The 15,153-nt window shown below is 53.8% G+C and carries 13 protein-coding genes; 8 read left to right on the top strand and 5 right to left on the bottom strand.

Annotated elements, in window-relative coordinates:
* Positions 1 to 31: 31 nt before the first annotated feature.
* Entirely contained in the window at positions 32 to 1,786 is a 1,755-nt protein-coding gene (locus U2949_RS00470) for a PHA/PHB synthase family protein (protein ID WP_026484637.1), read from the bottom strand.
* A gap of 469 nt (positions 1,787 to 2,255) precedes the next feature.
* Between U2949_RS00470 and U2949_RS00465 the strand changes: the two genes are divergently transcribed.
* The 3 genes from U2949_RS00465 to queC all read left to right on the top strand — a co-directional run bounded on the left by U2949_RS00465 (position 2,256) and on the right by queC (position 4,556).
* Positions 2,256 to 2,921 (top strand): TetR/AcrR family transcriptional regulator, encoded by a 666-nt coding sequence (locus U2949_RS00465; RefSeq protein ID WP_321285523.1) that lies wholly within the window; start codon positions 2,256 to 2,258, stop codon positions 2,919 to 2,921.
* Positions 2,922 to 3,171: 250 nt separating this feature from the next.
* Complete coding sequence (locus tag U2949_RS00460) at positions 3,172 to 3,846, top strand: 7-cyano-7-deazaguanine/7-aminomethyl-7-deazaguanine transporter (protein ID WP_022983354.1); 675 nt, start codon at positions 3,172 to 3,174, stop codon at positions 3,844 to 3,846.
* Complete coding sequence (gene queC / locus U2949_RS00455; RefSeq protein WP_321285520.1) at positions 3,843 to 4,556, top strand: 7-cyano-7-deazaguanine synthase QueC; 714 nt, start codon at positions 3,843 to 3,845, stop codon at positions 4,554 to 4,556. The genes U2949_RS00460 and queC overlap by 4 nt, the downstream gene beginning before the upstream one ends.
* An 8-nt stretch (positions 4,557 to 4,564) precedes the next feature.
* On the opposite strand, the gene U2949_RS00450 is transcribed toward queC, so the two are convergent.
* From U2949_RS00450 to serC, 3 genes are all read right to left on the bottom strand, one after another.
* Positions 4,565 to 5,377 carry a DUF6216 family protein gene (locus U2949_RS00450; protein ID WP_321285519.1) on the bottom strand — a complete coding sequence of 271 codons (813 nt, stop codon included), beginning with the start codon at positions 5,375 to 5,377 and terminating at the stop codon, positions 4,565 to 4,567.
* A 51-nt stretch (positions 5,378 to 5,428) separates the two neighbouring features.
* Positions 5,429 to 6,718: a serine hydroxymethyltransferase gene (glyA, locus tag U2949_RS00445; RefSeq protein ID WP_257723589.1), complete on the bottom strand. Its 1,290-nt coding sequence runs from the start codon at positions 6,716 to 6,718 to the stop codon at positions 5,429 to 5,431.
* Between the two features lie 73 nt (positions 6,719 to 6,791).
* Positions 6,792 to 7,874, bottom strand: a complete 1,083-nt coding sequence (gene serC, locus U2949_RS00440; RefSeq protein WP_321285516.1) for a 3-phosphoserine/phosphohydroxythreonine transaminase — start codon at positions 7,872 to 7,874, stop codon at positions 6,792 to 6,794.
* 126 nt (positions 7,875 to 8,000) lie between these two features.
* Between serC and pdxR the strand changes: the two genes are divergently transcribed.
* On the top strand, positions 8,001 to 9,506 hold the full coding sequence (pdxR, locus tag U2949_RS00435; protein ID WP_021446938.1) for a MocR-like pyridoxine biosynthesis transcription factor PdxR: 1,506 nt from the start codon (positions 8,001 to 8,003) through the stop codon (positions 9,504 to 9,506).
* A gap of 11 nt (positions 9,507 to 9,517) precedes the next feature.
* Here the strand turns inward: pdxR and U2949_RS00430 are convergent, their stop codons facing one another.
* Positions 9,518 to 10,813 (bottom strand): serine hydroxymethyltransferase, encoded by a 1,296-nt coding sequence (locus U2949_RS00430; RefSeq protein ID WP_321285514.1) that lies wholly within the window; start codon positions 10,811 to 10,813, stop codon positions 9,518 to 9,520.
* Between the two features lie 664 nt (positions 10,814 to 11,477).
* Between U2949_RS00430 and U2949_RS00425 the strand changes: the two genes are divergently transcribed.
* From U2949_RS00425 to pdxK, 4 genes are read left to right on the top strand one after another with little or no spacing between them, the layout of a single operon-like run.
* Complete coding sequence (locus tag U2949_RS00425) at positions 11,478 to 12,431, top strand: AurF N-oxygenase family protein (RefSeq protein WP_035272004.1); 954 nt, start codon at positions 11,478 to 11,480, stop codon at positions 12,429 to 12,431.
* A complete protein-coding gene (locus tag U2949_RS00420) occupies positions 12,428 to 13,480 on the top strand; it encodes a 2Fe-2S iron-sulfur cluster-binding protein (protein ID WP_321285511.1) in 1,053 nt (350 codons plus the stop codon). Before U2949_RS00425 ends, U2949_RS00420 begins: the two co-directional genes overlap by 4 nt.
* A 33-nt stretch (positions 13,481 to 13,513) precedes the next feature.
* Positions 13,514 to 14,236 (top strand): glutamine amidotransferase, encoded by a 723-nt coding sequence (locus tag U2949_RS00415; protein WP_321285508.1) that lies wholly within the window; start codon positions 13,514 to 13,516, stop codon positions 14,234 to 14,236.
* On the top strand, positions 14,233 to 15,102 hold the full coding sequence (pdxK, locus tag U2949_RS00410; protein WP_321285504.1) for a pyridoxine/pyridoxal/pyridoxamine kinase: 870 nt from the start codon (positions 14,233 to 14,235) through the stop codon (positions 15,100 to 15,102). The genes U2949_RS00415 and pdxK overlap by 4 nt, the downstream gene beginning before the upstream one ends.
* Positions 15,103 to 15,153 lie beyond the last annotated feature (51 nt).

Below are 15,153 nucleotides of genomic sequence, written 5' to 3'. Positions count from 1 at the left end.
ACCATTTAGCGAGCTTGTATGAACTGACTGCTTACTTCACTAATACGTATTGACCGGGAGCCGGGCCGATTGGGGCGTAGCCCTGTTTGGCTGCACCCATTTGCGGTGGCTTCACCGCCGCTCCCGAGCGCGCCTTGAGCCATTCCGTCCAGGCGGGCCACCAGGAGCCCTGATGCGAGGCGGCTTGTGCCTGCCAGTCGTCCACCAGAACAGGCGCAGTGCCTGCCGCGCGGGTCTGAATCTGATATTTGCGACGCGGATGGCCCGGTTCGCTGACAATCCCGGCGTTATGCCCACCTGTGGTCAATACAAAGGTGATTTCGGCAGGCACCAGATAATGCAACTTGTAAACAGAGCGCCAGGGGGCAACGTGATCGGAAACAGTACCGACACAAAAAATAGGCAAATTAACTTGCGCCAGAGAAACAATACGGCCTTCAACCGGATAACGGTTTTGACTTAAATCATTATTCAAATACATGCGGCGCAAATATTGCGAATGCATGGTGGCGGGCATACGCGTGGCGTCTGCATTCCAGGCCATTAAATCGTTCAAGGGGCGGCGTTCGCCCAATAAGTATTTATTAACCATGGGCGCCCACAATAAATCAGCGGAGCGCAGCATTTGAAAAGCGGCTTCCATCTGATTGGCGCGCAAATAGCCCTCGTCGGCCATCTGAGCTTCCAGCAGGCTGACCTGACTTTCGTCAATGAACAGGGACAGATCGCCCGGCTCGGAAAAGTCGGTTTGGGCCGCAAAGAACGTCAGGGAGGCAAGCCTGTCGTCCCCATCGCGTGCCATGGCAGCCGCGGCAATCGCCAGCAAGGTGCCGCCCAGGCAATAGCCGGTGGCGTGGATTTTCTGGCCGGGAACAATGGCGTTGACAGCATCCAGGCTGGCCTTCCAGCCCAGGCGAATGTAGTCGTCCATCCCGAAGGCATGATCTTCGGCAAGCGGGTTTTTCCAGGACAGGCAAAACACCGTGTGACCTTGATCCACCAGGTATTTGATCAGGGAATTTTGCTCGGACAGATCCAGGATGTAGTACTTCATGATCCAGGCCGGAACGATCAGCACAGGCTCTGGATGGACCTGCTTGGTAGAAGGCGTGTACTGGATCAGTTCAACCAGCTCGTTGCGTAGTACCACCTTGCCCGGCGTGGCCGCCACATCCTTGCCGACCACAAAATCTTCGGTGCCTACGGGCGGTTCACCCGCGAATTGGGCCTGCATATCCTGCTGCCAGTTCTCCAGGCCACGGCTGAAGTTATCCCCCTGTTCTGCAAGGGTCTTATCCCACACCAAGGGGTTGGTCCAGGCAAAGTTGCTGGGGCTGAGCATGTTCAGCCATTGCTCGGCACTGAAGGCAATCAGCTTTTGATGATGGGGTTCAACACCGGCCACACCTTCCGTGGCGCTTTGCCACCACTGTTGCTGTGCCTGATAGGTTTGGCGCAGCAAATTAAAAGGCCAACGATCCCAGGCGGGATCGGAAAAACGACGGTCGGTAGAGGCAGGGGCGGGGGCTTGTTCTGAGCGTTGCGAGGACAGCTGCGCTGCTGCAGCCAGCTCTTCGCTCCATTCGCGAAACAGCTGTTCCCACTGATTTTGGGCCAACTGCCGCAACTGTTCTTGTTTGCCAGGGCTAAGGGCCAGATGACGTATCCAGTCCATCCAGGCAAGAAACTGCGATTCGGGGGAGATGGAACTCCAGATACGAGCCCAGGCGGCTCGTGCGGATGCGTCTAACTGCTCAGTCTGATCAAGGGACTGCCTGCTAACCATTGCCACTCCGCAAAAAGTACATATCAAGAAAAAAGCAGATACGACTGCTTAGTCTTTTTAATAATACACCAGTTTACATCTAAACTTTTTGCATGCAGGCCTTTTAACAAAGAGCGATAAAAAACCTTTGCGGTAGATCAAGTTCATGACAGATAAAAAACCGCCAGCCCAAGTCGCATTTGTTGTTATACCGTGCTTGATATGAAATGGGGAAATGAAAAACAGCCAAAAAACAAATAAAGCTTCCTTGAAAAGGAAAGGCTTTTAAAAAACCAAAGACGCTGCAATTCAATGAAACAAGTGGTAACTCAAACACATAGCAGAACTATTATTTCTCCAGCCATGTGACAAAACAAGCACAGCCCCTCGTCAAGCCCTCAAGCCGCAGCCAAGCTGGCTTGCCATCGGCCTGGGACAAGTGGCCTGATATACTGCAAGCCCCATATCTTGCCCATCCCCACAGGATGACATGACAGACAAGCACCAAAATAAACCTCCTAAAAACGAAAGCACAAACAAGCGACGTTACCTGCCGTCGGCCGAGCGAAAACGCGAAATCCTGAAAGCCGCTTTTGAAGAGTTTTCTCATCGGGGTTTTCTGGGCACTTCGCTGGAGCGCATCGCCGCGCGCGCCGGAATCTCCAAGTCCGGCATCTACGCGCACTACAGCAGCAAAGATGAAGTGTTCGAGGACATGCTCCACAGCACACTGTTGCCGCCCGATGGCAATACCTTTGAGCTGTCCGATACCTCCGAGGCAGACACCCTGTCCTGTATCGTGGATGAGTACCTGCACCAGTTGTATGAACGCCTGTCCAACCCGGATGTGCAAGCCATGTTCAGGCTTTTGATGACAGAAAGTGGCCGCGTGCCGGATCTGGCCCATTACTGGGGCAAACAGCTCCTGAGCCAGAACTACACCGCCAATCAGGCGTTTTTTGAACTGGGCATACAGCGAGGTCTCATCCGCCCCGACGTCAGTTCCTCGGACTACATCCTGGCCGCCTCCCCCTCCCTGATGTGGTTGATGGTTTTGCTGGTTCTGGGACCACAGAACTCGCCCGTGCCCTTTGAAGAAGTGCACCAGTTGCACAAGCGCTTGCTGATAGAGTGCCTGCAACCTGCATCGGCCTAAGGGCTGCTCATTAAGAACAAGCCAAACAAGTTCGTCTGCTTTGGCAAGCGGGCTTGTTTGAGCCTCTACACGCCCCCTACCCCTTGGTTGTGCCATAAGCCTCATCAAGGCAGACGTATAAGCGCGTCTGATGCACACGCTACACTTGCGGGCAACAACCATTCCATCGAACCGCAACTGACCGTACAATAGTCGGTTGCAGTCCATTTCCAATGGGTTCCCTCACCCCATCCACCAAAAAGGTCCAGACATGACTCTGCCTACCGTGCCGTCTTCACGGCTGTCGTTCTACGTGCGACTTCTGATTGCCTTTCACATTTTTATTGTGATTGCCAGCAATTATCTGGTTCAACTTCCTATTGAACTATTCGGCTTTCATAGCACCTGGGGAGCCTTCAGCTTTCCCTTTGTTTTTCTGGCTACCGACCTGACCGTCCGCTTGATGGGCAAGTCCGAAGCGCGCCGCGTGATTACCCGCGCGATGTTTCCAGCCCTGATCGCCTCTTATGTGGTCTCGGTGCTTTTTAATGAAGGCCAGTTCAACGGCTTGCAAGCACTGGGCGAATTCAACAGCTTTGTGTTCCGTATCGCCTTGGCCAGCTTTGCCGCCTATGTATTAGGGCAACTGCTGGATGTACAGGTCTTTGATCGCATCCGTCGCGACTACAAACAATGGTGGCTTGCTCCAGCGGCCGCCTCGATCTTTGGGCAGGCACTGGATACCTTGGCCTTTTTCGGCATCGCTTTCTGGCACAGCAGCAATCCCTTCATGGCCGAACACTGGGGCGAGATCGCCGTCGTCGATTACGTCATCAAACTGGGCGTCAGCCTGCTGCTGTTTGTACCCATGTATGGCGTGCTGCTCAACTCCCTGATCAGCACCATGAAGCGCCGCGCCCTGAGCACCGCACAGGTCAAAGCATGAAGCCGCACACTCCCCGCCGCCGGGCACTGGTTCTCTTTTCGGGCGGACAGGATTCAGCCACCTGTCTGGCCTGGGCTTTGGACCGCTTTGCCTTTGTAGAAACCGTGGGCTTTGACTACGGCCAGCGCAACCATGCTGAACTGCAGTGTCGTCAAACGCTAAGAGACAAGCTTTGCCAGCAGTTCCCGCATTGGGCTAAGCGACTGGGGCAGGACCATGTGCTCGATGCCAGCGTCCTGGCTCAGATAGGCGGCAGCGCCATGACTGAATCCATGACGATCGCCATGCAGGAAGACGGTCTGCCCAATACCTTTGTGCCGGGTCGAAACCTGCTGTTCTTTACCCTGGCTGGTGCCCTGGCCTACCGTCGGGGGCTGGATACATTGGTTGGCGGCATGTCTGAAACCGACTATTCGGGCTACCCCGATTGCCGCGACAACACGCTGAAAGCACTGCAAGTGGCATTAAGCTTGGGGATCGAACGCCCACTGACCGTGGAAACACCACTGATGTGGCTGGATAAAGCGGATACCTGGGAACTGGCCCACCAGCTTGGCGCGGATGCTTTGGTGAAGTTGATTCAGGAAGACAGCCATACCTGCTACCAGAACGAGCGGGAAACCCTGCATGACTGGGGATATGGCTGCGGGCAATGCCCGGCTTGTGAGCTGCGGGCCAAGGGGTATGGGGATTGGAAGTTGCGGGGCTGATCGCCTCGCTACTTCTTGCAACGGCACGGGTGAAGAACACGATACACACGCCGTGCCGCATTGCAGGACTGCATTGCTCTGACTAAAAATATCAAAAAAAACAAAAGATAAATCAAGGCCGGAATTCCAAAATAACGCTGAGACTTCACCCCTGATTTCAAACTGGAGAAATAAGCTCCTGACTGAACAGAATTGCAAATATAGTCAATTTCATTCTGAAAGAGAGGCGTCTCTGACTTCCTTGCCTCCAGCGAACAATCCGCTATATTAAAAACCCATCGCTTACCATCCGGAGCAAGAAGCGATCTCATACCCTGCTCCCCCTGCCAAGCCCAAACCTCGCTTCCTTTAAACTTGACAATAGCCTCAGAGCCAAAAGACAAAATAGAAGCGGGAGCCACAAAAAGACCAAGAAGAACAATAAAGAAGTACAAAACTCCCATCTGAAAATAACCAGGATTTTTCACATCCTGCTCTGGCCAATTAACCCAATCCCCAGCTTTACCCAAAGTTCTCAAGGGGATAGCAACGCTATCTGCCCACTTAATCGCCTGGTGCGTATCCTTCACCGTACGAATTCCCTGCCCCCGAACCATTCCGAACATCACCTTGAAGCGCTCAACATCCAACGTATTTTTCCGTGTGCAGTCCAGATAAGAATCGTAAAATTCCTCTCGATGAAAGATAGCCCAAAGCTTATTAAAAAATACAAAATAAGCACGATTAAAGAAAAGAAAAAGAAAGCCAATAATAATAAAACTGAAAAATATAAAATTAGCAATAGAAGAGAAAGAGTAAAAAACAGAAGACATTAAATTCATAAAAAAACCCAACCACCAAAGTGGCTGGGCTCCTATAAAAAATTAATCAAATCACAGCTGCGCTGGCTCCGTCTGCACCTGATACACCGGATAGCTTCGGCACAAGCTCACAATTTTTTCGCGGATCTCGTGCTTGACCTTATCTAAAGTGCCAGCCTCGTAGGCCTCAAGCACATCACACAAGTAATGCGCCAGCTGCTCGCAGTCCTCTACCGTAAAGCCACGTGTCGTTACAGCCGGCGTTCCGATACGAATACCCGAAGTCACCATGGGCGAACGGGGATCATTGGGCACCGAGTTCTTGTTCACGGTGATATAGGCATCTGCCAAGGCATCGCTGGCCTCTTGCCCGGTGTAGGGCTTGGTCGACAAGTTGATCAGCATCATGTGGTTATCTGTCCCGCCTGACACAATGTTGTGACCACGCTGCATCAGTACCGCCGCCATGGCACGGGCATTACGCACCACGTTTTGCTGATAGGTACGGAATTCCGGCTGCAGAGCCTCTTTGAAAGCAATGGCTTTGGCCGCAATCAAGTGCATCAAGGGGCCGCCTTGCACGCCCGGGAATACAGCGGAGTTCAGGCGTTTGTAGAAATCTTCGCTTTGCCCTTTAGCCATGATTACGCCACCACGTGGACCGCGCAGGGTTTTGTGCGTTGTGCTGGTGACTACATGGGCGTGTGGCAAGGGGCTGGGGTACTCACCCGCCGCCACCAGACCAGCTACGTGGGCCATATCCACCCAGAACCAGGCGCCGACCTTGTCAGCAATCTGGCGCATACGCGCCCAATCCTTCACACGCGAATAGGCGGAGAAACCACCAATCAGCATTTTGGGCTTGGTCTCGATAGCAATGCGCTCCATTTCGTCGTAATCGATCAGCCCGGTTTGGGTATCAACTCCGTAAGGAACAATGTTGTAAAGACGCCCGGAAATATTGATGGGGTTACCGTGGGTCAGGTGACCACCCTGAGCCAGGTTCATCCCCATCACCGTATCGCCCGGTTTGAGCAAAGCCAGGAATACAGCAGTATTAGCCTGCGCTCCAGCATGAGGCTGTACGTTGGCGTAATCACAATCGAACACAGCTTTCAGACGCTCGATAGCCAGACGTTCGGCTACATCTACAAATTCACAACCGGCGTAGTAACGCTTGTCCGGATAACCCTCGGCGTATTTGTTGGTAAACACGGAGTTCTGAACCTGCATAACCAAAGGGCTGGCGTAGTTTTCCGAGGCAATCAGTTCTACGTGATCTTCCTGACGGCTTTCTTCGCCCTGAATGGCCTGAGCCAATTCCTTGTCGAATTCAGCCAGGCTGAGTGTGTTGTCGTACATCGCTTTTCCTTAAAAAAATTTCTATCCACATCGCGGCTACCTGCTTGGCCGCTTTGCAAAGCAGGCGCACGCCCTAACCGTGCGTGCGCTTGAACTCGCGCATGAACTCTCCCAGCGCCTGTACCGCATCCAAGGTGACGGCGTTGTAGATGCTCGCGCGCAAGCCCCCCGTTGATTGATGGCCCTTCAAGCCGTGAAAACCATTCTTTTGCGCTTCTTCAACAAATAAAATATCTAAATCAGTTTCAGCAATATGAAATGGAACATTATTGATGGATCGATAGTCAGGCAAAACATTGTTGATATAGAAACCATCACTGCCATCAATAAGCTCATAGAGCAGCTGCGATTTTTTCTTATTTATTTCGTGCAAGACTTCTATTCCACCAACACGCTCTATCCATTCCAGCATCAAACCCAGCACATACCAGGAAAAGGTTGACGGCGTATTTAATAGAGATTGCTTTTTTGCTTGAATGGAAAAATCCAAAGCTTGTGGCGTATTTGCCAAAGGCCTGTCTAAAATAGCGGGATTAAGTAATACCAGCGTAACACCGGCGATTCCCATATTTTTCTGGGCCGAAGCATAAATCAAATCGTGAGCCGAGATATCAATCGGTTTTGACATCAAGCTGGAGCAAGCATCACACACCAAGGGAATGGGAGAAACAGGTGGTTTTGAAAATTGCAAGCCCTGTGCAGTTTCGTTCTCTGTGTAATGCAAGTACGCAGCATCCCGATTAATATTAGATTCATTAATCTCGGGAATGCGATCAAATCCAGTTTCATAAGAACTGGCTACGATTTCGACATTCCCATATTGCTTGGCGGCATTAGCCGCCTGTTCCGACCATAAACCCGTATGTATATAGTCCGCTGTGTTTGCTTGATGAAGCAAGTTCATCGGTATTTGAGAAAACTGCAGGTACGACCCTCCTTGCAGGAGCAAGACGTGATAGTCCGTTGGCACGGCCAGAACACGACGCACAGCGGCGTCGGTACGATGGGCAAAATCCATGAAAGGCTGGGAGCGATGGCTGATTTCCATCACGGACACCCCTGTGCCCGCAAAATCAAGCAGCTCATCACGTATTTGCAATAAAACATCCATTGGCAAGGCGCTGGGCCCTGCGCTGAAATTAAAGGGTCGGGACATACTTGCTGAGATCCTGTACAAACCTGAACGCCGGAACAGGCCCCCCCTATTTCGGCAATGACAATCAAGTCTACGAGCACAATGGTCTGACTAGTCAGACCATTAATATTCTCTGGAGCAGACCGCATGACGCGTTCGTTTGAACTGGACACCTTGAAGATGCGTCTTAACGATGACGAACTTCAATCCCTGGATCTTCACCAGCGCATTCAGCGTGCCTTGCGGGCATTGATTCTGGATGGCGCCCTGGGTCCGGGGGTCAAGCTGCCTGCCACACGCTCCCTGGCCAAATCCTTGGGCATGGCCCGCGATACGGTTGAAAACGCCTATGTTCAACTGCATCGCGACGGCTTTATCGTGCGGCGCGAGGGCTCGGGCAGCTATGTTTCCGAGTCGGTAGGCACCGAGCTGCGCGGCAGTGCCTACCGTCGCATCAAAGCCCAGGATCTGAAACGCAGCGTGATGGAACCCGGCACGGGTTTAAGCCGCCGGGGTCGCGCCGTGTTTGAAAGTGGCGGCATTGCCGATCAACAGACCATCAAGGCCTTTGCCACGGGTTTGCCGGAAACCCGCAACTTCCCCACCGATGTGTGGGAGCGCCTGCAACGTCAGGCCATGAAAGACTACCGGGCCAACATCCTGCTGCATGGCGACCCGCAAGGCACCGAGTCCCTGCGTAAAGCGATTGCCGTGTACCTGAATCTGGAGCGTGGTGCGAAAGTCTCTGCCGATCAAATTTTGATTCTGAGCAGCACGCGCCAAGCCCTGTTCCTGTGTGCGCAATTGCTGGTCGATGCTGGCAAACCCATTCTGGTCGAGAACCCCGGCTACTTCGGCGCCCGCAAAGCCTTTGAAGCGGCCGAGGCCCGTGTGGTACCGATTGGTGTAGACGAACAAGGTTTGCGCACCGATTTGCTGAATGAAGATCGCAGCGGCGCAAACTGCATTTATGTGACGCCCTCGCACCAGTACCCTACCGGGGCCACCATGTCCCTGGAACGTCGTCTGGAACTCATACACTGGGCGGCTGAAAATGGCCGCTGGATTATGGAAGACGACTACGACAGCGAATTTCATTACGACGGCTTACCCACGGCGTGTGTGCAAGGTCTGGATAAATACCAGCGCACCATCTACCTGGGCACCTTCAGCAAAACCCTGTATCCGGGCCTGCGCATGGGCTATATGGCCTTGCCGCCCGAGCTGGTCAAACCCTTTACCCAAGCCCGCAGCATCATGGATGGTCATACGCCGCAAATCCTGCAACTGACGCTGGCGCGCTTTATGGAAGACGGGCATTACAACTCTCATATTCGCGCCATGCGCAAACTGTATGCCGGGCGACGAGAAATCATGCTGGAAGCCATCGAGCAGCACTTGCAAGGCATAGTCCGTGCAGCTCGACCTGAAGGTGGTTTGCAGATTCCCTGCTTTCTGGAGCCGGGCTGGTCAGAAGAACACACGCTGCGCCGCGCCTTGAGTGCGGGCGTTCAACTGCCAGGTTTGAGCCGTCTGTACATTGGTGAGGAAAAACAACAGGGCTGGTTATTGGGCTATGCGTCCCTGACCGCCTACGAGATCGAATCCGCCATGTTGCGTCTGGCCAACGCTCTGCGTCAGGGCAAAGGCTAAGCCGAGAAAAATCAGTACATCAAGGGGTATCGCCGGTTCAGATCTGCGACCCCTTCCAAAATGGCATTCTCGGTGCGGGGATTGCGCGAACCACTGCGCACCCCGCCCAGCAAGGCCAGAATCATGTCGCCAATTTCCTTGAAATCATCTTCACCCAAACCGCGAGTCGTACAGGCGGCACTGCCAACCCGTACCCCCGAGTAGGCGCCAGAGGCTTGCTCATACGGCACACGGTGTTTGCTCAAGCTAATGCCCAGCTGAGCCAGAACCTGCTCCACCAAAGGCCCGGACAGACCCCAAGGGCGCAAATCCACCACACCAAAATGACAGTCTGTTCCCCCTGACACCACCGTCAGTCCACCCTCGGACAAGCGGCGACACAAGCTGCGCGCATTGATGATGACGGACTGGGCATAGGCCTTATAGGATGGGCTCATCGCTTCACCCAAAGCCACCGCCTTGGCGGCCAGAATGTTCAGCAAAGGCCCGCCCTGCAGCCCTGGATATACGGCCTGACTCAAGCGCTCGGCCAGCTTGGGCTCATTGCTCAGGATGATCCCGCCACGCGGACCGCGCAAGGTGCCATGCGTGGAGAAAGTCGTAACGTGGGCATGTTTGACGGGTGACTCCATCAGGCCGGCCGCCACCAGCCCCGCGCCGTGGGCCAAATCCACCATCAAATAAGCGTTGATCTCGTTGGCGATATTCCTGAACTCGGCAAAATTTGGCGTACGTGAATAGGACGAACCTCCGGCAATGATCAACCGTGGCCGTTCCTTGTGGGCCAGGGCACGAACCTCGTCCATGTCGACCCATTGCGTCTGACGATCCACTCCATACGAGCAAGTCTGAAACCAGCGTCCGGACACATTGAAATGCGAACCGTGGCTAAGGTGCCCGCCCGCACTTTGATCCAGCGCCAGAATCGTGTCGCCCGGCGAGAGCAAGGCCAGATACACCGCCAGATTGGCCTGGCTGCCCGAGTGCGCCTGCACATTGGCGTAAGAGGCCCCAAAAACCGATTTGGCCCGCTCGATAGCCAGCTCTTCGGCTTGATCGGCTTGTTCGCACCCGCCGTAAATCCGTTGCCCAGGATAGCCTTGCGCCTGCTTGTTGCTGAGCAAGGAGCCCTGCACGTCCAAAACGGAGCGGCTCAGGTAATTCTCGGAAGCGATCAGCTCAATGGTGTGTTGTTGGCGACGCCGTTCGGCTTCGATGATGTCCCAAAGATTTCGATCACTTTGCTGTAGAAATTGCGAACCCGCCAGAGGCTGGTGGGGGGTGTCGCCACCGGCAAGACTCTTCATGGGAGTTCCTGTTTAGAGATTGGCCACGATAAGGTCGTGGCTCATTGCCCGATACCAGGCAAAAGTACTGCCCTGGACGCACGGACTCCAAGGGCGAAAAATAGACATCCTATTCTGTTTATCGACCTATATAACAGTCCATTAAAAATTAATTCACCAGACCACTTTTAATTATTGTTATTTGAATAAACATTCAAAGCATAAAGAATTCAAAACCCTCTGAAACACAGAGAGAACGCCAATCCCGATTATCCTGGTCAAGAATTAAAACAAGATTCAAATTTTTATTATTAAGTGGTCTGTTAAATGATCTTGAAATGGTCTGTCATTTATTGTCATAGGATCATTAGAATGCAGCCAACAAATACTCAACGCCCGTACTTCTAAACGCTCAAGCAGATTATCACTTTTTTCAATCCGTACACGATAAAACATCCCCAGTTTTCCCATGACTACAGGAAACGCCATTGCTTTAGCGGCAGTTCAACCATGCTGATCCCCACGGCTCAAGAAACCCGGCAACGGGATTTTTTTGGGCCTTGTCCATAAGAATCGGCAAATCCTTTTAAACCTGCGAATTTCCATTTGGAAATAAAGACAGGTGGAATAAAGAAACGACCTGTTCATTTCGAACAGATCGCAATCAACAGCAAGGAAGTTTGAAATGACAATCAAAAGCTACGAAACTGATGACGCCGTACGTAATATGCTGCAAAAACTGTCGGTACTTTGGAAAAACCGGGCTGCCGTGAATCAGGAACTGCCTGACTACAACAATCTGGCTTTCGACCCCAACAAGGCCGATTTCAGTGAATGCCTGCTGCCTTTTCGCGAGCATCAGGCCTGGCTGGAAGCTCCTGAAGAATTGAAATCGCAGTGCTTGTCCTACGCTTGGGGCATTTACAACCTGAAGACCATTTACGTTGAGTGCAACGTGGTCACGCCTTCTTGCGAAGACATCATCAAGACCCCGCCCCCAAGCGCCAACCGCAATCTGCTGCAAGACGTGATGTCCCAGGCCTTGCTGGACGAGGCCCTGCACACTCGCATGTCCATCATGGCCTGCAACTACATCTACTCCATGCGTGGTCTGACGCCCCTGGATTTCACCAATTTCAACCTGGTGCAGTGGCGCAATGACATCCTGAGCCAATGCGGTTCCGAATCCGAGCGTCGTCTGACCCGCTTCGCCATTGCCTGCGCGTCCGAGACCCTGATTACCGACTACCTGAAGACCATGGCCGAGGACAAGAGCATCCAGACCGTGTGCCATGAAGTGACCCGCACCCATGCCATGGACGAGTGGAGCCACTCCAGCGTGTTCAGCTTTGTGGCTTCGGACATCATTCACGGACTGAGCCAGAAAGAGCGCGAACATATGCGCGCCGTTATTTTGCGCACCGTGGAAATGTTCGCCAACAATGAAATGGGCGCCTGGGAAAAAGTCTTCTCCATGGTGAACTTCCCCAATGCTCGCGACATATTGCACGACACCGGCGACTCCAACGAAATTGGTGTGTACACCGGCTCGGTAGAAAGCCTGATCGAACGCATTGGCCTGAACAGCAAGTCCGGCAAGGCTCCTGCCGAGGCCGAACAACAGGAGGCGCTGCAATGACAGCCATGATTCAGGCGCGCTGCGAGACCGTTCGCCCCGAGGCCGGAAACGTCAAAGTGTTTACCTTGCGAGTGCAAAGTGGCCACTTTGATTTTCTGAGAGCCTTGCAGGCAGGCAAGCATGTCGCCCTGAGCTACCCCGATACCGGCGGCACCATTCAACAGCGTATGTATTCGATCACCCGTGTGGCCGATCCAGACCTGATTGAAATTGCCGTGAAAGGGTCGGGCCGCAATAGCGTCTCCGATCACCTGCACGCCACCTTGCGCGAGGGCATGAGTGTGCCCCTGCAATATGTGGCGGGTGAAATCTCGGTGAACTCTATTGTGGGTTACGAGCGTATCGCCATGATCGCCGGCGGCATTGGCATTACCCTGCCCATTGCCTTGCTGCGTGAGTTGGCGGCGCGAGCCCAGGACGGCTTGCCTGTACCACAAGTACATTTGCTCCTCAGTATTGCCCGTATTGCCGACATTCCCTTCCTGCATGAACTGCTGCAACTGGATCTGGGCACCAGCTGGTTCACGCTGACCGTGTTTGTCACGCAGGAAAAGATTCGCGAAAGCGCTCATTTCAAAGTGGGTCGCCCCTCTTTTGAAAATATGGAGCAGTTAAAAGACCCACAGGCCGTCGTGATTTGCGGTAGCCACGGTTTTGCCCAGGCCTTGCGCGAATACACCCTTCAGGCTCATCCCATCTCGCACATGTTGATCGAGGCTTTTTCCCCGCCCGTCAGTTCCGGCGTGGAAATCCTGCCTGAAACAGGCAGCGCGCCCTTGCAAATCAATGTACGCAGCACCGGGCAAACGCTCTCGCCTGAACCGGGCAGCAGCTTGCTGGAAATGCTGGAGGCCGCCGATGTGCCTATTCGCAGTCAATGCCGCTCGGGCATTTGCGGCGCGTGCCGGGTACAGATTTCGGAGGGCAAGTACCGCTCTGAACCGGATTTTTGCCTGAGCGACCAGGACAAGGCCCAGGGCCATGCACTGGCATGTTGCACCTTCCCCTTATCGGGTGCCATTAATGTAGACATCGGTACCACGAGCTGACCATCCTTACCATCTGGATTGAAAGAACCTCTTATGAAGAAAGTCATCGCACTGCGTCATATCCATTTTGAAGACTTGGGCACACTGGAACCTGTTCTGATCGAACAGGGCTACCAAGTTCAATACATTGACCCTTCCGTCGAGTCACTGCGTCACGTGGGTGAACAGGACGCTGACCTGCTGATTGTATTGGGCGGGCCAATCGGCGCCTACGACGAAAAGATTTACCCCTTCCTGTCTGATGAGCTGGAACTGATCAACAAGTTCTTGCTGGCAGGCAAACCTTTGCTGGGCATTTGCCTGGGCGCACAACTGATTGCGCGCGCCCTGGGTGCCAATGTCTACCCCCTGGGTGTGAAAGAAATCGGTTTCTCTCCGTTGAAACTGAGCGAAGCGGGCAAAGAATCGCCCCTGGCCGCCGTTAGCGGCATTCCCGTCCTGCACTGGCACGGGGATCAGTTCGATATTCCTGACGGAGCTATTCACCTGGCCAGCACGGACGTAGGCCCCAATCAGGCCTTCTCCTTCGGAACCCAAGTCCTGGGCCTGCAATTTCACCTGGAAGCCGACACCAGCAAGCTGGAACGCTGGCTGGTTGGTCATGCCAACGAACTGGGACAAGCTGATATCGATCCGCAAATGCTGCGTCTGGAAGCCATGGCGGTACAAAAACGCCTGCACGCCGCTGCCGCCACGGTCCTGACCAGCTGGCTCAGCCAACTTAAACAGGCCAGTTCCGCTGATTGCGCTGCATGAACACTGCTGCTGTAACGTTTGTCGATCGTGAACGACATCCCTACCATGTGGATGTCGTTTCGATTCAGTCTCAAGTGGTCTACGGTCGGGTGGGCAACAATGTTGCCGGCCCGACTTTACGTAGGCACGGCTTTAAAGTGGCCGCCGTTCCCACCGTGTTGCTCAGCAACAACCCGCAATACCCCACGGTGCACGGCGGTGCCGTCCCCGATGAATGGCTGGAAGGCTTTCTGAACGATCTGGTCTTGCGCGGTGCGCTGGACAAGGTACGCGCTGTCCTGATCGGTTATCTGGGCAGCGCCAATCAGGCCGTCATCATTGCGAACTGGCTGAAGGCCTTGCTGCAGGATCATCCGGACACTCTGGTCATCGTGGACCCGGTCATCGGCGATCTGGATGTAGGAGTCTACGTGGACCCGGCGCTGATTCCCGCCTATCACGAAACCTTGCTGCCGCTGGCCACGGGCCTGACTCCCAATAACTACGAGCTGTCCTTGCTGTCCCAACAGCCTTGCGACACCATCCAGGGCAGTTCAAGCGCCGCGCACGCCTTGCTAAATGGCCGTACCGAATGGGTCATTGCTACCAGCGCCGCTCCCGACTCCTGGCAGGATGGTCAGATCAAATTATTGATGTCTCGCAAGGAGCCGCGTGCCGACACCCTGCTTAGCCATCCGCGCGTGGATTGTGCCGCCAAAGGTACCGGAGACCTGTTTGCCTCCACCTTGCTGGCCCATCTTATTTTGGGTGCAGACCTGCATTCCGCGGTGCATACGGCCAGTGCCAGTGTGTTGCATCAATTGGAGTTGACCCGCCAGGCTGGACACCAGGAATTAATTTTGCCAATAGATCCTTTCCGAGCCTGAGCAAATATTTCTTAATCTAACAAACCTTTCAACCGGCAGTCGTTCTCGTTA

This window comes from Alcaligenes phenolicus (genome assembly GCF_032063905.1).
Taxonomy (GTDB): domain Bacteria; phylum Pseudomonadota; class Gammaproteobacteria; order Burkholderiales; family Burkholderiaceae_B; genus Alcaligenes; species Alcaligenes phenolicus.
Note: the sequence above shows the minus strand (reverse complement) of the source record. Positions and strands in the feature narration are given on the sequence as shown.